At 61.3% G+C, this 17936-nt stretch carries 21 protein-coding genes; 11 read left to right on the plus strand and 10 right to left on the minus strand.

Translation table 11 applies throughout. The features are described 5' to 3' along the window. Positions 1 to 73 precede the first annotated feature (73 nt). The gene (locus C6Y56_RS06150; RefSeq protein ID WP_169429137.1) at positions 74 to 631 is read left to right on the plus strand and encodes a cysteine hydrolase family protein; all 558 of its coding nucleotides are present in this window, start codon (positions 74 to 76) and stop codon (positions 629 to 631) included. Between the two features lie 149 nt (positions 632 to 780). On the opposite strand, the gene C6Y56_RS06155 is transcribed toward C6Y56_RS06150, so the two are convergent. From C6Y56_RS06155 to C6Y56_RS06170, 4 genes are read right to left on the minus strand one after another with little or no spacing between them, the layout of a single operon-like run. Next, entirely contained in the window at positions 781 to 984 is a 204-nt protein-coding gene (locus C6Y56_RS06155; RefSeq protein ID WP_003198420.1) for an SEC-C metal-binding domain-containing protein, read from the minus strand. 5 nt (positions 985 to 989) lie between these two features. Beyond that, positions 990 to 1475 (minus strand): LEA type 2 family protein, encoded by a 486-nt coding sequence (locus C6Y56_RS06160; protein WP_169429138.1) that lies wholly within the window; start codon positions 1473 to 1475, stop codon positions 990 to 992. Positions 1476 to 1516: 41 nt separating this feature from the next. Then, on the minus strand, positions 1517 to 1993 hold the full coding sequence (locus C6Y56_RS06165) for a YchJ family protein (protein ID WP_169429139.1): 477 nt from the start codon (positions 1991 to 1993) through the stop codon (positions 1517 to 1519). Between the two features lie 4 nt (positions 1994 to 1997). After that, the gene (locus C6Y56_RS06170; RefSeq protein ID WP_169429140.1) at positions 1998 to 2495 is read right to left on the minus strand and encodes a DUF6231 family protein; all 498 of its coding nucleotides are present in this window, start codon (positions 2493 to 2495) and stop codon (positions 1998 to 2000) included. Positions 2496 to 2694: 199 nt separating this feature from the next. On the opposite strand from C6Y56_RS06170, the gene C6Y56_RS06175 reads away from it, so the two are divergent. From C6Y56_RS06175 to C6Y56_RS06190, 4 genes are all read left to right on the plus strand, one after another. Next, entirely contained in the window at positions 2695 to 3390 is a 696-nt protein-coding gene (locus tag C6Y56_RS06175; RefSeq protein ID WP_169429141.1) for an OmpA family protein, read from the plus strand. Between the two features lie 88 nt (positions 3391 to 3478). Then, complete coding sequence (locus C6Y56_RS06180; protein ID WP_169429142.1) at positions 3479 to 4201, plus strand: OmpA family protein; 723 nt, start codon at positions 3479 to 3481, stop codon at positions 4199 to 4201. 163 nt (positions 4202 to 4364) lie between these two features. After that, the gene (locus tag C6Y56_RS06185) at positions 4365 to 4643 is read left to right on the plus strand and encodes a DUF1145 domain-containing protein (protein ID WP_134825709.1); all 279 of its coding nucleotides are present in this window, start codon (positions 4365 to 4367) and stop codon (positions 4641 to 4643) included. Continuing rightward, positions 4636 to 5394 (plus strand): collagen-like protein, encoded by a 759-nt coding sequence (locus tag C6Y56_RS06190; protein WP_169429143.1) that lies wholly within the window; start codon positions 4636 to 4638, stop codon positions 5392 to 5394. The genes C6Y56_RS06185 and C6Y56_RS06190 overlap by 8 nt, the downstream gene beginning before the upstream one ends. A 45-nt stretch (positions 5395 to 5439) precedes the next feature. Here the strand turns inward: C6Y56_RS06190 and C6Y56_RS06195 are convergent, their stop codons facing one another. Next, on the minus strand, positions 5440 to 5904 hold the full coding sequence (locus tag C6Y56_RS06195) for a CopD family protein (protein ID WP_169429144.1): 465 nt from the start codon (positions 5902 to 5904) through the stop codon (positions 5440 to 5442). A gap of 99 nt (positions 5905 to 6003) precedes the next feature. Here C6Y56_RS06195 and dinG point away from each other — a divergent pair, with 99 nt between their 5' ends. The 5 genes from dinG (at position 6004) to pdxH (ending at position 13730) form a co-directional block, all read left to right on the plus strand. Next, positions 6004 to 8148 carry an ATP-dependent DNA helicase DinG gene (dinG, locus tag C6Y56_RS06200; RefSeq protein WP_169429145.1) on the plus strand — a complete coding sequence of 715 codons (2145 nt, stop codon included), beginning with the start codon at positions 6004 to 6006 and terminating at the stop codon, positions 8146 to 8148. A gap of 95 nt (positions 8149 to 8243) precedes the next feature. Then, complete coding sequence (locus C6Y56_RS06205) at positions 8244 to 10601, plus strand: beta-galactosidase (RefSeq protein ID WP_169429146.1); 2358 nt, start codon at positions 8244 to 8246, stop codon at positions 10599 to 10601. A gap of 94 nt (positions 10602 to 10695) precedes the next feature. Next, a complete protein-coding gene (locus tag C6Y56_RS06210) occupies positions 10696 to 11841 on the plus strand; it encodes a serine hydrolase domain-containing protein (RefSeq protein WP_169429147.1) in 1146 nt (381 codons plus the stop codon). Between the two features lie 113 nt (positions 11842 to 11954). Next, positions 11955 to 13058 carry an OmpA family protein gene (locus tag C6Y56_RS06215; RefSeq protein WP_169429148.1) on the plus strand — a complete coding sequence of 368 codons (1104 nt, stop codon included), beginning with the start codon at positions 11955 to 11957 and terminating at the stop codon, positions 13056 to 13058. A 24-nt stretch (positions 13059 to 13082) separates the two neighbouring features. Next, positions 13083 to 13730 (plus strand): pyridoxamine 5'-phosphate oxidase, encoded by a 648-nt coding sequence (pdxH, locus tag C6Y56_RS06220; protein WP_169429149.1) that lies wholly within the window; start codon positions 13083 to 13085, stop codon positions 13728 to 13730. 5 nt (positions 13731 to 13735) lie between these two features. Here pdxH and C6Y56_RS06225 read toward each other — a convergent pair whose 3' ends face one another. Beyond that, on the minus strand, positions 13736 to 13972 hold the full coding sequence (locus C6Y56_RS06225) for a hypothetical protein (protein WP_085712943.1): 237 nt from the start codon (positions 13970 to 13972) through the stop codon (positions 13736 to 13738). Positions 13973 to 14140: 168 nt separating this feature from the next. Between C6Y56_RS06225 and C6Y56_RS06230 the strand changes: the two genes are divergently transcribed. Further along, positions 14141 to 14605, plus strand: a complete 465-nt coding sequence (locus tag C6Y56_RS06230) for a glycine zipper 2TM domain-containing protein (protein WP_024776354.1) — start codon at positions 14141 to 14143, stop codon at positions 14603 to 14605. A 63-nt stretch (positions 14606 to 14668) separates the two neighbouring features. Here C6Y56_RS06230 and C6Y56_RS06235 read toward each other — a convergent pair whose 3' ends face one another. The 4 genes from C6Y56_RS06235 to nhaA all read right to left on the minus strand — a co-directional run bounded on the left by C6Y56_RS06235 (position 14669) and on the right by nhaA (position 17707). Beyond that, a complete protein-coding gene (locus C6Y56_RS06235; RefSeq protein ID WP_169429150.1) occupies positions 14669 to 14923 on the minus strand; it encodes a colicin E3-like toxin immunity protein in 255 nt (84 codons plus the stop codon). Positions 14924 to 14959: 36 nt separating this feature from the next. Continuing rightward, complete coding sequence (locus tag C6Y56_RS06240) at positions 14960 to 15190, minus strand: DUF7683 domain-containing protein (RefSeq protein WP_169429151.1); 231 nt, start codon at positions 15188 to 15190, stop codon at positions 14960 to 14962. Next, a complete protein-coding gene (locus C6Y56_RS06245; protein ID WP_169429152.1) occupies positions 15187 to 16398 on the minus strand; it encodes an S-type pyocin domain-containing protein in 1212 nt (403 codons plus the stop codon). The genes C6Y56_RS06240 and C6Y56_RS06245 overlap by 4 nt, the downstream gene beginning before the upstream one ends. Before the next feature lie 121 nt (positions 16399 to 16519). Beyond that, entirely contained in the window at positions 16520 to 17707 is a 1188-nt protein-coding gene (gene nhaA, locus C6Y56_RS06250; protein ID WP_169429153.1) for a Na+/H+ antiporter NhaA, read from the minus strand. Positions 17708 to 17936: the final 229 nt, after the last annotated feature.

Raw genomic sequence — 17936 nt, forward strand, 5'->3', positions numbered from 1 at the left:
CGATAGCTTGCTTAGTCACAGGAGGTGATGCTTAAGTTCGGGAATTCAATGATCCCGCGTGAGAAGAATCGCCATGGAGCTCAAGGCCAACGCTGCACTCATCATCATCGACCAGCAAAAAGGCATTCTGGAGCCGCGTCTGGGGCGGCGGAATAATCCGTCGGCCGAAGAACGGATCCTCGATCTGCTGGGCTTTTGGCGGCGCAACGGGCGGCCGGTGATCCACGTGCAGCACCTGTCGCGCTCACCGGATTCGGTGTTCTGGCCCGAGCAGTCAGGCGTGGAATTTCAGGAAAGGTTTTTGCCGCAGGACGGGGAATGGCTGATCCAGAAACAGGTGCCGGACGCGTTTTGTGCAACAAAGCTTGAAGTGAAGTTGCGTGAAGCCGGGATCGGGCAATTGGTCATTGTCGGCGTGGCGACGAACAACTCGGTGGAGTCCACGGCGCGCACGGCGGGCAATCTGGGGTTTGATACGTGGGTAGCGGAGGATGCGTGCTTTACCTTCGACAAGGCCGACTATTTCGGCACGCCGCGTTCGGCTGAAGAGGTGCACGGGATGTCGCTGGGGAATCTGCACGGGGAGTATGCGACGGTGGTCAGTTCGGTGCGGATTCTGGCGGCTGGCTGAAAAGCCTTTGATGAATAGGCCGGCCCCCTTCGCGAGCAAGCCCGCTCCCACATTTGACTGCATTCCGTCAGAAGGAATGCGATCTGCTGTAGGAGCGGGCTTGCTCGCGAAGGCGGTGTTTCAGGCGAAGAGATTCTTCGCCTGAAACATCAAGCGCCGTGGCACTTCTTGAATTTTTTGCCGTTGCCGCACGGGCAAGGGTCGTTGCGGCCGACGTCTTTCAGGGCATTGCGCACCGGTTCCTGGTGGGCGTGGCCACAGTTCGGGCCGTGGACATGGCCATGGTCGTGATCATGGTGATGGTCATGATCGTGGTTGCAGTCTGGGCCATGGACATGAGGTTGCTGGGTCATCGGGGTCACTCCGTAATCAAATCGGCGGGGATTATCACGCCATTGCGTTCCAGGTGCACGTAGTGAGCGATGAATAAACCGGTTTCCATTTCGCCTTGCAGGCGGTAGGGAACCTGCTGGTGCGGATTCTTCAGCATTTTCACCACGTCCTTGACCTTCGGCCACAGGTTGGTGCGGATCGGCACCTTATAAAAAGCACTGCTTTTGGCGCCGACGGTGATCCAGTGTTCATGCTCGCCCTCGGCCAGCAGCATGTCAGCCAGATGTACGCGGTATTCCAGGCCGCGCACGGTCAGCTCGCTGTCATTGGGATTGTCGATGCGAAAGTGCAGGATGAATTTCTGTTCGAGCAGTTTGGCCCGCACCACTTCTACCTTCACCAGATGCACGGCAGGGTCGAGGGTGTCGTCGGCGAACCATGAGGCACAGCCGCCGAGCCCCAGAAACAGCAGCAGTGTGAAGGCTTTGAATATGCGCCATTGACCGACCATCGCAGAACTCCCTTTTGCGCCCAGTCTAGTCGCCGCTCACCCTACGCGCCGAAATACCCCGCGCAGCACTTCTTGAACTTCTGCCCGCTGGCGCAAGGGCAGGCATCGTTGCGCCCGACCTTGAGCGGTACGGTCGGGTCGATGAAGTACCAGCGCCCGCTGTTTTGTACGAACGAGGAGCGCTCGCGGTGACTGTGCTCACCCTGACTGTCATGCCAGCGGGCGGTGAAGGTGACGAAGGCGTGTTCCGGCTGGCCGCCGAAGACCTCCGAACTTTCCACGTTGAGGCCGAGCCAGGTGCTCGATGCACTCCAGTTGCTGATCGACTGGCGATCGAGCCCGGCCTGTTGGGCGGGCAGGGTGGTCGTCACCAGATAATCGATCAGGCCCAGCACGTAGGCGCTGTAGCGCGAACGCATCAGGGCTTCGGCGCACGGTGCCGGATGGCCGGCGTGATAATGGCCGCAGCAGGCATCCAGCAGGTTGCCGCTGCCGCAGGGGCAAATGGCTGTACTCATGGCATTACCACCAGTATTTCCCGAAGTTTTCCGGATTGGCCCAGAACCGAGAGTTGAGCCAGTCGGGGACTTGTTTGTAGTCAAGCAGATCATAGGTGAACAGCGTCAGCACCTGTTCATCCCGGGCGAAGCGTTCGCTGGCCTGAAGGGCGAGCGAATAGAAATCGGTTTCCTGCCAGCCGCTGGCCGGCAGGTCGGCCAGCACGGCGATGCGGCTGGCGTTGAGGTTGCGGATTCCGCCGAGCAGGTTCAGGCCATCGCGCTTGGGCAAATGTTCCAGGCAATCGACCACCAGCGCCAGGTCGAAACGGCGCGCCGCCAGTTCTGCCGGCAACGCACCGGGCGCGGCGTGAGCGACGCAGGTATCCGGATGCGCGTCCTTGAAAGCGGCCAGCGCCGGAAATTCGCTGGCGCCGATCAGCAGCAGACGTGCCGGGGCGTAGCGGTCGAGCAGAGCGGCCAGTGCCTGCTGTGGCGTGCGGGAAGAAATCGCGACGTTCATCGAAGCTCCTCAATCAGAGCGCCAAGACTAGCCTGCCCGAGCGTCGAGGCCTAGATCTCTGTTCCGCGGGTTTGCGGCAAATGCCTCGAAGTCCTGTGAACACGCTCGCAAAGACCAGTGGCCTATTGCTGGCGGAGATTAAAACTCCGGTCTTTACTCCCTGAATCGGTTCTAAGCCGATCCCTCAGGAGAAAACTAGATGAGCATAGTTCGGACAGCATTACCCTTGGTTCTGCTAACCAGTGTGTTGACTGGTTGCGCAGGTTTGCAGAAAACCGACTGGCCGACCTGTGCGGCAGTCGGTGGTGTCGTCGGCGCGGGGCTCGGGGCGACGGAAAGCTCGGCCTGGGCCGGTTACGGCGCGTTGCTGGTCGGTGGCACGGCAGCGGCTTATTGCTGGGTGCACGGTGATGGCGATGAAGACGGCGATGGTGTGCCGGACAGTCGCGACAAGTGCCCGCACACGCCTCGCGGCACCAAGGTCGACGCAGACGGCTGCCCATTCCCGGCCCCTGCGCCAGTGGTTGAAGAGGCTGTAGTGGTCAAGGAAGAAACCATCGTCATCCGCGATGTGCACTTCCAGTTCGACAAGGCCAACCTGACGCCATCCGACAAGCAAGTACTCGACAAGGTCGCCACGCGCCTGAAACAGGAATCGTCCTCGGCGCGTCTGACCGTGACTGGCCACACCGACAGCGTCGGCAGCGATGCCTACAACAAAAAACTGTCGGATCGTCGCGCACACTCGGTGGTGGAATATCTGATTCAGCAAGGTGTGCCGCGCGCCAGCTTCGTTTCGGTGACCGGTGCCGGTGAAAGTCAGCCAGTGGCGGATAACAAAACCGCCGATGGCCGCGCGCTCAACCGTCGCACGGAAATCAAAATCGAGCGTTGACGCCCTCGCATCCGCGGCTTGTGCAGTCGCGGATGCGGGTCTTTACTCCTGTGTAACCGGTATGGGCCGGTGACACAGGAGCTTTCATATGAGTGTTCTCTCACGGTCCGTCTTACCGGTGCTGCTGGCAGGCAGCCTGTTGACTGGCTGCGCTACCCACAGCGATGGCACTGCCCCCCTCAATCAACGTACCTGGCCGATCTGCAGCGTCATTGGCGGACTGGTCGGCGGCGGTCTCGGCGCCATTGAAAACGGTGGCTGGGCCGCAGGCGGTGCGGCACTGGGTATCCTCACCGGCGGGCTGATCTGTTATGCCCAGGATGGCGACGAGGACGGCGATGGCGTGTTCGACCGCCGCGACCGTTGCCCTGACACCCCGGCCAACACCCCGGTCGACCACCGTGGCTGTCCGTTGCCGCAATACCCGGTCACTGAAAAACCGGCCGAACCGGCCCCGCAATCCGAAGTCATCACCCTGAGCGATGCTGGAAATGTGCTGTTCGCGTTCGACAAGTCTGACCTGACCCCGGCCGCGAAAAGCCAGCTCGATGCGCTGATGGACAAACTGCGCAATGCCGACGTGGTGAGCATCAAGGTGATCGGCCACACCGACAGCAAGGGGACCGATGCCTACAACCAGGCCCTTTCGGAGCGTCGTGCAAGCAGTGTGGCGGCCTATCTGTTGAGCCAGGGGCTGGCGCCGGAAAAACTCACCAGTGAAGGACGTGGCGAGCGCGAACCGGTTGCCGACAACGAAACCGAAGAGGGGCGCGCGAAAAACCGTCGCGTGGAGTTGCACATCAATCGCTAGGAATCTTCTGTAGTCCGCAGGTTAGAGCTGTCGGTCGACGATCATCGTCGGACCGGCAGCCATCCGACGAGTGCCCGGAACTTTTTTATTTGCCCCTCTGGCTTATCCCGTACGGAAGCCGTTACTGTGCGCCCAAAGAATAATTCGCAACACGGGGGAGCGTATGAAGGTGTTCTGTGGGCTGGGGCGATTGTTGACCCTGGTGTTCTGCTGCGTGGTACTGGCCAATCAGCTGGTGCCGTTTGTTCATCCGTTGCATCTGCTGGTCAATGTGGCTGGCGTCCTGCTGCTGGCCATCCACCTCCTTGAAGTGCTGCTGTGCAACGCCAGCCTCAAGGGTCGGCCGCACCCATGGCGTGATCGTGGCCGTGTTCTGCTGTTCGGCGTTTTCCACCTGCAAACCATCCCGGCCCCGGCCGCTCCGGAGGCTTCCCATGCGTAAACTTTGCCTGCTCGCTGCATTCATCAGTCCGCTGGCCTGTGCCCAGGTGGTCAGTGTCGAAGCCAACTCCCTGATGCGTCTGCCCAACACGGCCAGCACGCTGCAGGTGGAAAAACTGGTGGTCGCCGATTACGGCACTTTGCTGGTGCCATCGAACGTGACCGAATTGAGTGTCGGCGAATTGCAGTTGGGCCACGAGGCGCGTATTGCCATCGTCCCGGGCGATCAGGCGCTGGACATGAAAGTCATCCGCGCCCGGTTTGCCGACGGTAGCCGGATCACGGCGCGAGGCGCACCGGGCACTTATGAAAAGGCGGCCCGTGCCGGGCGTAACCTGAACCTGCAATTCAAGGCGCTGGAGGCTCCGCGGCTGATCGTCGATGCCCGTGGCGGCACCGGAGCGCCGGGTTTCGTCGGGCTCGACGGGGCTAACGGTCAGGAACCGGGCTGCACCTGGGGCCAGGCCGGGCATGGTTTCGACGGCAGTGATGGCAGCAACGGCCAGCCCGGTGCGCCGGGCGCGCTGGTGCGGCTGGAAGTGCCGCGGGAGTTTCCGGCGGAGCTGATCAAGGTCGACGTCGCCGGTGGTGCCGGCGGCGCGGCAGGGCCTGGTGGCAAACCGGGGGCCGGTGGCAAGTCCAAGGGCTGCCTGGTCTATCGCGCCGATGGTGGCAAGAGCGGCAAGCCGGGGGCTGACGGGCAGCCGGGGCCTGCGGGTGCGGCGGGGTCTGTGACGGTGCAGCGCCTGTAATCCGTCAACTGATCGCCCCCGCGCCGTGCGCGGGAGCGATCACGGTCAAATCATCGGCCGCGCAGCAGCCACGGCCACCAGCACCACCCCGACCAGCAGGTTGAACCCCACCACCTTGCGAATCCGACCCAGCACCGCCGCACCTGCCGGCCAATCCTTCGCCTGCACCGCCGTGCGCAGTTCCGGCAGCATCAGCCCCTGAACCCGGATGAACAGCGCGGTCATCACCACGTACAAGCCCATCATCACCTGAACGTACTTCGGCGCGGTCTCGAAGCCGATGTGCTGCAGATGCAACATGCCCACCCCGGTCACCGGCAACAGAATCACCGCCCCCCACACCCAGCGGAAAAAACCTTGAAACACTTCCACCCAGAGCGTCAGGCGCCCGGGACCGTCCAGCGCCTTCACGGCCGCAGGGCGCAGCACTATCCAGGCGAAAAACATGCCGCCGACCCACACCAGCGCGGCCAGTACATGGATGGGGTAAACGAGGCTAAAAGGTGTCATTGGGGTACTCCGATCTGCGCAGGATTGATTCGCGGGGTATGATAGCCCCCCATCCGAACCACTGAAAATTTATCCAGCGTTTTTAGCGCCCGACACTCAATGATCAGCACTGAACTCAAAACCACGATCCAGGGCGCCTACTCGCGTTTTCTAGAGGCCAAGAGCCTCAAGCCGCGTTACGGCCAGCGCCTGATGATCGCTGAAGTCGCCAAGGTCCTCGGGGATATCGACACCGACGACGAAGGCCGGCGCAGTGGCGACCCCGCGATTGTCGCGGTGGAAGCCGGCACCGGTACCGGCAAGACCGTGGCCTACAGCCTGGCGGCGATCCCGACGGCCAAACTGGCGGGCAAACGCCTGGTGATCGCTACCGCGACCGTCGCCCTGCAGGAGCAGATCGTCTACAAGGACTTGCCCGATCTCATGCGCAACAGCGGGCTGAATTTCAGCTTCGCCCTGGCCAAGGGCCGTGGCCGCTACATGTGCCTGTCCAAGCTCGACATGCTGCTGCAGGAAGGCCATGCGCAGACCGCTACCGCACAGCTGTTCGAAGAAGAAGGCTTCAAGATCGAGGTCGATGAGGCCAGCCAGAAGCTCTTTACCAGCATGATCGAGAAGCTCGCCGGCAATAAATGGGACGGCGACCGCGACAGCTGGCCCAACGCGCTGGAAGACGCCGACTGGGCGCGCCTGACCACCGATCACAGTCAGTGCACCAACCGTCATTGCCCGAACTTCGGCCAGTGCGCCTTCTACAAGGCCCGCGAAGGCATGGGCAAGGTCGACGTGATCGTCACCAACCACGACATGGTGCTGGCCGACCTGGCGCTGGGCGGCGGGGCGGTTCTGCCGGATCCGCGCGACACCATTTATGTGTTCGACGAAGGCCACCACCTGCCGGACAAGGCCATCGGCCACTTCGCCCACTACACGCGCCTGCGTTCCACCGCCGACTGGCTGGAAACCACCGCCAAGAACCTCACCAAACTGCTGGCCCAGCATCCGTTGCCGGGGGACCTCGGCAAACTGATCGAGCAGGTGCCGGAGCTGGCGCGGGAGATCAAGACCCAGCAGCAATTCATGTTCACCGCCTGCGAACAGATCGCCGATTTCAAACCCGGTGAAGATGTCGAAGGTCGCGAGCGCCCGCGCCATCGCTTCATTGGCGGGGTGATTCCCGAGCACATGCGCGAGATGGGCATCGAGCTGAAGAAAGGCTACTCACGTCTCAACGACCTGTTCACCCGTCTGACCGACCTGCTCAAGGAAGGCATGGATGGCGAGGTCAACATCGGCATCGCCAGCAACCAGGCCGAAGAGTGGTATCCACTGTTCGGCAGCCTGTTGTCCCGTGCATCCGGCAACTGGGAGCTGTGGACCGCGTTCACCGCCGAAGACCCGGAAGACAACCCGCCGATGGCCCGCTGGCTGACCCTCGCCGAAAGCGGTTCGCTGTTCGACATCGAGGTCAATGCCAGCCCGATTCTCGCCGCCGAAACCCTGCGCCGCAGCTTGTGGAATGTGGCTTACGGCTGTCTGGTAACCTCGGCGACGTTGACCGCGCTCGGCACGTTCGACCGTTTCCGCATGCGCGCCGGTCTGCCGAAAAAAGCCGTCACCGCCGTGGTGCCGAGTCCGTTCCATCATGCCGATGCTGGTGTGTTGCGGGTGCCGGACCTGAAGGCCGACCCGCGTGATGCCGCCGCCCACACCGCCGCGATCATCCGTGATCTGCCGGAACTGGTCGAAGGCTCTCGCGGCAGTCTGGTGCTGTTCTCTTCGCGCAAACAGATGCAGGACGTGTTCGACGGCCTCGACCGCGACTGGCGCAAGCAGGTGTTCATTCAAGGCAACCTGTCGAAACAGGAAACCCTGAACAAGCACAAGGCGCGGGTCGATGGCGGTGATTCCAGCGTGCTGTTCGGCCTCGCCAGTTTTGCCGAAGGGGTGGACTTGCCGGGGGCCTATTGCGAACACGTGGTGATTGCCAAGATTCCATTCTCGGTGCCGGACGATCCGGTCGAGGCCGCACTGTCGGAATGGATCGAAGCCCGGGGCGGCAATCCGTTCATGGAAATCTCGGTGCCCGATGCCTCGCTGAAGCTGGTTCAGGCCTGTGGTCGTCTGCTGCGCACCGAGGAAGACCGCGGCACCATCACCTTGCTGGATCGGCGACTGGTCACCCAGCGCTACGGCAAGGCGATCCTCAATGCGTTGCCGCCTTTCCGTCGTGAAATATCCTGAGACATCGGTGGGCAGTTTTGCCCGCCGCGTTGTCTATCTCTCTGTCATTGCTTTTCCATTGGCCCTTGCGGGTCGTTAGGGAGAATTCCGTTCTCATGATTCGTCGTTCGTTGCCTGCCATTTTTGCCCTGGTTTTCGCTGCGCCTTTGCTGGCGGCGCCTGCCGGCCAGCAGACCCTGTTCAATTTTGTCCGCCCCGCCGATGTGGTGAAAGTGGCGACCGAAAACGCCGACCTGCCGCAAGCCAACGCCGAGCAGACCCCCGAAGGCGAAGTGCTGCGCCGAGTGACGTTCAATCCGACGGCCCGCCCGACCTTGCGTCTGTCCCCACAGACCGGCGCCTGGGACTGGTCGCAGTCCGGCATGATGAGCCTGCGCATCCAGAGCGCGATGAACTGGGCGGTGACCGTTTACGTACAAATCCAGAGCAACGACGGCAAGACCCTGGTCAGCCGCGTCGATCTGCCCGCCGGTCCGGCGCAGACCTTGCTCGTGCCGTTGACCGCGACCTCGCCGCTGAGCCAGGGCATGAAGGCTGGCCCGTTGATGCCGATGACGGTCGACGGGCAGCGCATCCTGCTGGCCAGCAGCTCCGGTGAGCTGGATCGCAGCCAGGTGGTATCCGTCAGCCTGTCGATGGATCAGCCGAAAGCCGCGCAAAGTCTGTTGCTGGAGCGTTTCGGCGTGCAGGACGAGGGCGATGTGATCAAAGCCGCCTACGGCAATCTGGTGGACGCCTACGGCCAGTCGACCCGCAACAAGTGGCCGGAGAAAGTCGCCAATGACGAACAGCTGAAATCCGCCGCGGCCAAGGAACAGCAACAGCTGAAAACCTGGTTGGCCGAGCGCGAAAAGTCGTCGCTGGACACATTCGGTGGTTTGAAGAAGGGGCCTGCGTTCAAGGCCAGCGGCTTCTTCCGCACCGAAAAACTCGACGGTCGCTGGTATCTGGTGACGCCTGAGGGGCATCCGTTCTATTCCCTGGGCGTGAACACGGTCAGCCCCGAGGTCAACCAGACCTACGTGGCTGGCCGCGAGTACATGTTCGAGTCCCTGCCCAAACCCGACGAGCCGCTGGCCCGTCACTTCGGTGAAGGCGACAACCGTGGCGGCAACGGAGCCGATCAGGGCCGTGGCTACGGCAACGGACGCTGGTATGACTTCTATGGTGCCAACCTGCAGCGCCTGTACGGCGAACCTTGCGTGACCCCGGCGGCGACTGAGCCTGCGCCTGCTGCGCCATGCAAGGCTGCCATCGACGAGCAGAAGTGGACCGGCCATACCCTCGACCGTTTGCAGGCGTGGGGCTTCAACACCGTCGGCAACTGGAGCGCACCGCAACTGGGCGACGCCGAGCGTGTGCCTTACACCTTGCCGCTGTCGATCGTCGGCGATTACACCAGCATCAGTACCGGCAATGATTGGTGGGGCGGCATGCCTGACCCGTTCGATCCGCGTTTCGCCATGGCTACTGAACGCGCCGTGGCGATTGCCGCCCGCGATCACCGTGATGATCCGTGGCTGATCGGCTATTTTGCCGACAACGAACTGGCCTGGGCCGGTCCCGGTGATGATCCGAAGTCGCGTTATGCGCTGGCTTACGGCACGTTGAAAATGACCACCGACGTACCCGCCAAGCGTGCGTTTCTCAAGCAATTGCGCGACAAATACCGCAATCAGGCCGGGCTGTCGAAAGCCTGGGGTATCGATCTGCCGGCGTGGGAATTGATGGAAGACCCTGGTTTCGAAGCGCCGCTGCCGAATCCGGAACACCCGGAAATCGAGGCTGACTTCAAATACTTCCAGAAAGTCTTCGCCGACACCTACTTCAAGACCATTTCCGATTCGCTGAAATGGCACGCGCCGAACCAGTTGCTGCTGGGCGGTCGCTTCGCCATCAGCACGCCGGAAGCCGTGGCCTCCTGTGCGCAGTATTGCGACGTGCTGAGCTTTAACATGTACACCCTGAAACCGCAGGACGGTTATGACTTCGCCGCGCTGCGCAGCCTCGACAAACCGGTGCTGATCACCGAGTTCAACTTCGGCTCCACCGATCGCGGCCCGTTCTGGGGCGGCGTGACGCCGTTGAGTAAGGAAGAAGACCGTGGTCCGGCGTATGCCAACTTCCTCAAGCAGGCGCTGAGCGAGCCGTCGATTGTAGGCGTGCACTGGTTCCAGTACCTCGACCAACCGGTGACCGGTCGCCTGCTTGATGGCGAAAACGGCCACTTCGGTCTGGTCGGCGTGACTGATCTGCCATACCAGGGCTTCGTCGAAACGGTGCGCAAGAGCAATCTGGCGACCCTCGAGCAGCTCGGGAAAGCAGCCGAGAAAGCCGCGGCGGCAGCGGACAAGGTCGACCACGAGACCGAAGGCGGCCGCAAGGGCGAGGCCGGGAAAGGCCCGGGGCAGGGAGCCGGTCATACCGGCGGGCACTCCGGAAACGGTCATTAAGGCAGGACCGCCCGGCCCGCCGCTGTTCCCAAATCCCTCAAGGGCTGGAACAATGCGGGCCACTTTGTAGAGCGTTTTCGCGGGGGAGTTGCGGGTGCAGATTCAGGGACATTACGAGCTTCAATTCGAAGCGGTGCGCGAAGCCTTCGCGGCACTGTTCGACGATCCCCAGGAGCGTGGCGCCGCGTTGTGCATCCGGGTCGGCGGGGAAACCGTCCTCGACCTCTGGGCCGGCACCGCCGACAAGGACGGCAGCGAAGCCTGGCACAGCGACACCATCGCCAACCTGTTCTCCTGCACCAAGACCTTCACCGCGGTCACTGCGCTGCAACTGGTGGCCGAAGGCAAGTTACAACTCGATGCGCCGGTCGCCCGCTATTGGCCGGCGTTCGCCGCGGCCGGCAAGGAATCCGTGACCCTGCGCCAATTGCTCTGCCATCAGGCCGGTCTGCCGGCCCTGCGCGAACTGTTGGCCCCTGAAGCCTTGTATGACTGGCAAACCATGGTCGACGCCCTCGCGGCCGAAGCACCATGGTGGACGCCGGGCACCGGTCACGGTTATGCCGCCATCACTTACGGCTGGCTGATCGGCGAGTTGCTGCGCCGGGCCGATGGTCGCGGGCCGGGTGAATCCATTGTGGCGCGGGTCGCCAGACCGCTTGGGCTGGATTTCCATGTCGGCCTGGCCGACGAGGAGTTCTACCGCGTCGCGCATATCGCTCGTGGCAAAGGCAATGTCGGCGATGCCGCCGCCCAGCGCCTGTTGCAAGTGACCATGCGTGAGCCGACCGCGATGACCACCCGCGCCTTCACCAATCCGCCGTCGGTGCTCACCAGCACCAACAAACCGGAATGGCGGCGCATGCAGCAACCGGCGGCCAACGGCCACGGCAATGCGCGCAGTCTGGCCGGGTTCTATGCCGGTCTGCTCGACGGCAGCCTGCTGGAAAGCGAAATGCTCGACGAACTGACCCGGGAACACAGCCTCGGCGAGGACAAGACCTTGCTGACCCGCACCCGTTTCGGTCTCGGTTGCATGCTCGACCAACCTGATGTACCAAACGCCACTTACGGCCTCGGCCCGCGGGCGTTCGGTCATCCAGGCGCGGGCGGTTCCATCGGTTTGGCTGATCCGGAGCACGATGTGGCCTTCGGTTTTGTGACAAATACCCTGGGGCCGTACGTCTTGATGGATCCGCGCGCGCAGAAGCTGGCGCGGGTACTTGCCACTTGTCTGTAAAGCGTTACCAGAGGATCCAGGGCCGGAACCTCATACGGTTTTTCGATTCAAAGCGTCTGTTTATCCGGGCGAAAGTCCTCTGATTGTCCATTACTAATTTTTGTGGGTTTCCAATGTCGTCCAAACAAACTCTCGCTCTGGCCCTGTGTTTCGCGATTACCGGTTGTGCACAGACTCCGAAGAATGACGCCGATGGCGGCAGCTGGTGGCCGTTCGGCTCGTCCGACAAGGTCGCGGCCAAGGAGCCGACGCCTGCACCCGCACCTGCACCGGTGAAGCCTGCCGCTACTGCACCGCTTGCCAAGACCGAGAGCAGCAGCCACTGGTACTGGCCGTTCGGCTCCGACGATTCGGCAGACAAGGCCAAAGCCGACGTGAAGCCCGAAGTAAAAACGGAGACCAAGCCTGCCGTTGTCGCCAAGGCCGATGCCGATACCGGCAGCAAGTGGTGGTGGCCGTTCGGCGGCAAGTCTCAGGACACCGCCAAAGCTGTGCCGATGCCCGACCCGAAAGTGACCCAGGCCTGGCTCGACGACTACGAGCCACGCCTGCGTGACGCGATCAAGGGCAGCAACCTGCAATTCGAGCGCCGTGAAAACGTACTCGTGGTGATCGCGCCGGTTGAAGGTTCGTTCAACCCGAAACGCCCGGCCATGCTGTTGCCGGTGACCCTGAGTCCGTTCACCAATATCGCCAAGATCCTCGAAGCTGACCCGAAAACTGCTGTGCTGGTACTGGGTCACAGCGACAATACCGGTGCTGCACCGGACAACACCAAACTCAGCCAGGAGCGTGCCCAGTCGGTGGCGGCGATCTTCCGTCTGAGTGGCCTGCAGCGTGATCGTCTGATGTTGCGCGGCATGGGCTCCGAGGCACCGCGTGCCGCCAACGACAGTGTTGAAGGTCGCGCCCTGAACCGTCGCGTCGAACTGCTGGTGACCCCGCAGAACACCATGGTTGCGCTGCTGAGCAAGTACAACATGCCAGCACCGAAGCCGGTGACCCTGGTTGCCGCTCAGGACGTCAAGCCAGTCGCCAAGCCTGTAACCCCGGCACCTGCTGCGAAGAAAGCCGCTGTCCCTGCCACCAAAAAAGCACCGGCCAAGAAGGCCGCAGCCAAGGCGCCAGCGAAGAAGACCCCGGCGAAGAAAACCGCTCCAGCCAAAGCCGCCGCAACCGACAAGAAAGTCGCTGCGACCGATGCGGCAAAACAGTGATCCGCTAACGAAAAGGAATGCGCCATGACCCAGGCTCTGGCAGATATGCGTCGTGATTACACCCGGGATGGCCTGACCGAGGCGCAAGCCCCGGTCGAGCCTTTTGCGCTGTTCCACCAGTGGTTCGCCGACGCGGTGAAAACCGAGCAGGCACCAGTGGAGGCCAACGCCATGACCCTGGCCACGGTCGATGCGGACGGGCGTCCGCACTGCCGCATTCTGCTGCTCAAGGGTCTGGACGAGCAGGGCTTCACCTTCTTCACCAACTACGAAAGTGCCAAAGGTCAGCATCTGGCCGCGAATCCGTTCGCGGCCATGACGTTCTTCTGGCCGACCCTGGAGCGCCAGGTGCGCATCGAAGGGCGGGTGGTGAAGGTCACGCCGCAAGAGTCCAACGCCTATTATCAGGTGCGACCTTTGGGCAGCCGACTGGGCGCCTGGGCTTCACCGCAGAGCCGGGTGATCAATGGCCGGGGGGAACTGGAAGAATTGCTCAAGGCTACCGAGCAGCGCTTCACCGACACCCAGCCCGATTGCCCGGAACACTGGGGCGGTTACCGTTTGCTCCCGGAGCGCATCGAGTTCTGGCAGGGGCGCGCCAGCCGCCTGCACGATCGCCTCAACTACCGTTTGCAGGGCGCCGACTGGATTCTTGAACGTCTGGCACCTTAAGCAGTCTACCGAGCGGGATAGCCTGCCGCAGCGGCCTCAAGCCACTTCGGCAGGTCCCGACGCCTGATCTTCTGCGATCGGGCTTGCGCCAGCCGTTCGAGCATGTAGGCGCGTTTGCCTTCATCCTTGCCGGCCAGCGACAATGCCAGATCGCGGTCCATCCAGCGTTTGATCCGCACGTACAACCACCAGTGGAAGTACAAACCGGCGACGGTTGTGACGACGATGATGAAGTAATCCATGAAAATCCTTGGGGTCGGCGGCGCAAGCTATGTATTTTGGCGCTACTGTTGGGTGAGTTCGTGGAGGCCCTGTACCGGACCTGAATGAAACCAAATTTATCCGGGCGGCGCCGTGACAGGCGTCAAGCTGCGGAGTTTAATAAATACCTGTCCTTTGGAGTTGATCCTATGCGTAAGTCTGTTCTGCTGGTTGCTTCCTTTTCCACGATGGCGATGTTGCTTACCGGCTGCCAATCGAGCCTGACCGGTGACTCCTACTCCCGTGACGAAGCGCGTCGCGTGCAGACGATTCGCATGGGCACCATCGAATCCCTGCGTCCGGTGAAAATCGAAGGCACCAAGACCCCGATCGGCGGCGCAGCCGGTGCAGTGGTCGGCGGTGTCGGCGGCAGCGCCATCGGCGGTGGTCGTGGCAGCATCGTGGCAGCCGTTATCGGTGCCGTGGCCGGCGGCCTGATCGGTTCCGCCACCGAAGAAGGCCTGACCCGTACTCAAGGTGTTGAAATCACCGTGCGCGAAGACGACGGCAGCATGCGCGCCTACGTGCAGCAAGTGCAGGAGAATGAAGTGTTCCGCGTCGGTGAGCGGGTACGGATTTCGACTGTCGGCGGGACCAGCCGCGTTTCGCACTAAGCGGGAAAGAGCGGTAAAGGAAAACCCCGATCAGGTGACTGGTCGGGGTTTTTTGTTTGGTGTTTACCAGTGATCGCAGTAGTCGAAGGAAACTTGGTAGTCATACAAATTTAAATTGATGGCATGATTGAAATGAGTTTGAAGAATACTTACCCAGTCGTTGGTAACGTTAAATCCACCGTTGTTTATGTTGTTTTCTATTGGAATGCCCAGCGCCTCGATCACGGAGCCATCGTCACCGAAGTCTTTCGATAACTCATCTCCGATGCCGTGACTAGTTTCTTTGTCATACCAATCGAGGCTGATTTTCAAACCCACAAGTTTCTCCTGGAACTCTCGCAACGTAGAGTGATTTTATACATTGCATGTCAATTGGAAGTAGAAGTCCTGATTCACAATTGACCTACCTATAAGTTTTTCGATCGCTTGTATCTGTTGGGGGCTTAAATCGTAACCTTCCCAGCCGTGTTGCTCTTTTGTCCAACCCATGATGGCTTTTATTTGCTCATCACATCTCGCTGGCAACTCAATCACGAAAGCCTGGAAGTCTGTTTTTTTGTCAAACGCTTCTACTAAAAATCTCAAGGTTCAATGCTCCTTTTTTTGCCTTTCTTCGACTTTTTATTCTTTTTTGTAGATGTTGGCTCACCTGTATTTGGGTCGAACTCTCCAATGTGTTTTCCTCTGGAGTCGTATTTTTCGACAGTGCCATGCATAGAGTCCCATTCAAGAATAATACCCTTAGCAGTTTTCCATCTTTTGCGCTTGGCTCCGCCACCTTGTACGGCTGTTTTACGACCTACAATTTTCGCATCAGGAAAGGCTGGGAGTACGTCGGGGGCCGGATGGTACTCGTGATCTCCTGCTCGAGTGCTGACAACAATATAAAGCGGCTCAACTCCAGAATCCGCCGGAAAAACCAATATGAAATCCCGATACTCCGGCGGATAAACCGGGTTCACCAGGATCCCGTCCGCCGCTTTTGTCGGTGGGTACACCCAGATATGCGGTGCCTGCGGAGCGGCTTCCAGCGCGGGGATGCCGAGGATGTCGGAGCCGTCCACGGCAGGCGTCCAGATCAGCTCGATGCCTTCGCCGAGGTCTGCGACAAAGCGGTTACCGCGTGCGGTGAACTGCGCGACATCGACCATTTCCCAGTCGCGGTTCTTGCCGGTGTAGAAGCCGTAACCCTTGAGGCTGCCGTCGGCCTGTTGTTCGACATGCAAGCGCACGCGGGTTCGAGCCTGCTTGAGGGCAAGCAACTGGTCTTCGGTATAGAGCGCGCTGTCGCCCAGGTTCGATGGCATGAACATCGCCACCAGCCCGACCAGCGGGGTGATGACGGCAGTGGAGGCCATCGCGGGCAATGCCTTGAATGCTTCACCCGCAAGGGCGAAGGTGCCCAGGCCTGCCGGGATGGCGGTGCCGCTGATTTTCTTGAGTGGAACGCCGCCGCTGTCATCGGCTTTACGGCCGCCGAGCAGGATCAGATCGCCGTAATCTTTCAGGCTGTCGGTGGGGACCATTCCCGAAGGATTCGAGTAATCGATGATCGCGTCCGGCAATTTGCAGGACTTGGCGAACGTGCAGCCGGCGCGCATTGGCTCAGGCTTGTTCGCCGCCACCTCACGGCTGCGCTCGAAGGCCTCCTGCCGCGCCAGCATGGCGTCGTACTTGTTTTGTCGCTCGTCCTGATCGGCCAGTTCGGTGGCCGTCATGTAGCGGTAGGTGACGTGATGCCCGTCGCCTGCCGGTGGGTTGGGAACCCGGGGAACGTCCTTTTGACCAGCCACTGATTGTCCTTTCGTTCATGCATCGACAGCCCCTAGAAAGGGGCTGCACGACGTTAACGAAGCAGGAAAGTCGTGGCTGTAGGACGCGTCTCTAAAGACGTGGAGATTGTTCGCTACGGCATCAGGAAGGCAGTGCGGTGTTCTTTCTGCTTGCCGCCAATGTCACCGCATAACCGATCAATGCCGCGAACACCGAGCCGGTGAGAATGCCCATCCGGTCCATCCCGGCGTATTCACTGGCACCCGGCACGAAGGCGAGGGAGCCGACAAACAGGCTCATGGTGAAGCCGATCCCGCACAGGATCGCCACGCCCAGCACCTGACCCCAGTTGGCGTTCTGGGGCAGGGCGGCGATGCCGGTTTTCACGGCAAGCCAGGTCAGACCGAATACACCGACAGTCTTGCCCAGCAACAGGCCGACGGCGATGCCCATCGGCACGTGGTGGGTGAAGCTTTCGGCGGTAACGCCGGTCAGCGACAGGCCGGCATTGGCAAAGGCGAACAGCGGCAGGATGCCGTAGGCCACCCACGGGTGCAGCGCGTGTTCGAGGGTCAGCAGCGGCGAAGGCTCGGCGTTTTTGGTGCGCAGCGGGATGCAGAATGCGAGGGTCACGCCGGCCAGCGTCGCGTGGACACCGCTCTTGAGCACGCAGACCCACAGGATCAGCCCAATGATCATGTACGGCCCGAGCTTGACCACCCCGAGCCGGTTCATCGCCACCAGCGCCGCAATGCACGCCGCCGCCAGACCCAGCGACAGGGTCGAGAGTTCGCCGGAATAGAAGATCGCAATGATCACGATGGCGCCGAGGTCGTCGATGATCGCCAGGGTCATCAGGAACAGCTTCAGCGACACCGGCACCCGCTTGCCGAGCAAGGCCAGTACGCCGAGGGCGAAGGCGATGTCGGTGGCGGTGGGGATCGCCCAGCCATCGAGGGCGGCCGGGTTGTCACGGTTGAGGAACCAGTAGATCAGCGCCGGCACCAGCATGCCGCCAATGGCCGCCGCGCCGGGCAGGACGATCTGCGACGGTTTCGACAGCTGGCCGTCGAGCACTTCGCGCTTCACTTCCAGGCCGATGAGCAGGAAGAACAGCGCCATCAGGCCGTCGTTGATCCACAGCAGCAGGGGTTTGGCGATTTTCAACGCGCCGATCTGCGCGACCACCGGGGTGTCGAGCAGGCCGGTGTACAGCCACGACAGCGGCGAGTTGTTGATGATTAGAGCCAGGATGGCCGCGGCGATCAGTAACAGACCGCTGGCAGCTTCCAACTGAAAGAAACGCGTGAAAGTGCTACGCAGAGGCAAGGTCGCTCTCCATCGATAAAGTCAAAAGGTGGGACACCCTAACCCGTACTGTTAGTTGTTAAAACAAAATTTATATTCTTTTTTGTTATATATGGTTACAAGGCGCCTGCCAGACCTGCAGCAGAGCCTAGCAGTTGCCAAAGGTATTGAAGCTCAGCTGTATCTGTCAGTGCGGCAGGATTTTTCCTAAGCTTGGGGGCTGAGCCTGTGAAGGCACTTCTGCCCGATT

The sequence above is a fragment of the Pseudomonas fluorescens genome (assembly GCF_012974785.1).
GTDB classification, from domain to species: domain Bacteria; phylum Pseudomonadota; class Gammaproteobacteria; order Pseudomonadales; family Pseudomonadaceae; genus Aquipseudomonas; species Aquipseudomonas fluorescens_BT.

Excerpts from the sequence above, each read along its gene's own strand:
- C6Y56_RS06150 (WP_169429137.1), top strand. The coding sequence starts at position 74 with ATGGAGCTCAAGGCCAACGCTGCACTCATCATCATCGACCAGCAAAAA.
- C6Y56_RS06155 (WP_003198420.1), bottom strand. The coding sequence starts at position 984 with ATGACCCAGCAACCTCATGTCCATGGCCCAGACTGCAACCACGATCAT.
- C6Y56_RS06160 (WP_169429138.1), bottom strand. The coding sequence starts at position 1,475 with ATGGTCGGTCAATGGCGCATATTCAAAGCCTTCACACTGCTGCTGTTT.
- C6Y56_RS06165 (WP_169429139.1), bottom strand. The coding sequence starts at position 1,993 with ATGAGTACAGCCATTTGCCCCTGCGGCAGCGGCAACCTGCTGGATGCC.
- C6Y56_RS06170 (WP_169429140.1), bottom strand. The coding sequence starts at position 2,495 with ATGAACGTCGCGATTTCTTCCCGCACGCCACAGCAGGCACTGGCCGCT.
- C6Y56_RS06175 (WP_169429141.1), top strand. The coding sequence starts at position 2,695 with ATGAGCATAGTTCGGACAGCATTACCCTTGGTTCTGCTAACCAGTGTG.
- C6Y56_RS06180 (WP_169429142.1), top strand. The coding sequence starts at position 3,479 with ATGAGTGTTCTCTCACGGTCCGTCTTACCGGTGCTGCTGGCAGGCAGC.
- C6Y56_RS06185 (WP_134825709.1), top strand. The coding sequence starts at position 4,365 with ATGAAGGTGTTCTGTGGGCTGGGGCGATTGTTGACCCTGGTGTTCTGC.
- C6Y56_RS06190 (WP_169429143.1), top strand. The coding sequence starts at position 4,636 with ATGCGTAAACTTTGCCTGCTCGCTGCATTCATCAGTCCGCTGGCCTGT.
- C6Y56_RS06195 (WP_169429144.1), bottom strand. The coding sequence starts at position 5,904 with ATGACACCTTTTAGCCTCGTTTACCCCATCCATGTACTGGCCGCGCTG.
- dinG (WP_169429145.1), top strand. The coding sequence starts at position 6,004 with ATGATCAGCACTGAACTCAAAACCACGATCCAGGGCGCCTACTCGCGT.
- C6Y56_RS06205 (WP_169429146.1), top strand. The coding sequence starts at position 8,244 with ATGATTCGTCGTTCGTTGCCTGCCATTTTTGCCCTGGTTTTCGCTGCG.
- C6Y56_RS06215 (WP_169429148.1), top strand. The coding sequence starts at position 11,955 with ATGTCGTCCAAACAAACTCTCGCTCTGGCCCTGTGTTTCGCGATTACC.
- pdxH (WP_169429149.1), top strand. The coding sequence starts at position 13,083 with ATGACCCAGGCTCTGGCAGATATGCGTCGTGATTACACCCGGGATGGC.
- C6Y56_RS06225 (WP_085712943.1), bottom strand. The coding sequence starts at position 13,972 with ATGGATTACTTCATCATCGTCGTCACAACCGTCGCCGGTTTGTACTTC.
- C6Y56_RS06230 (WP_024776354.1), top strand. The coding sequence starts at position 14,141 with ATGCGTAAGTCTGTTCTGCTGGTTGCTTCCTTTTCCACGATGGCGATG.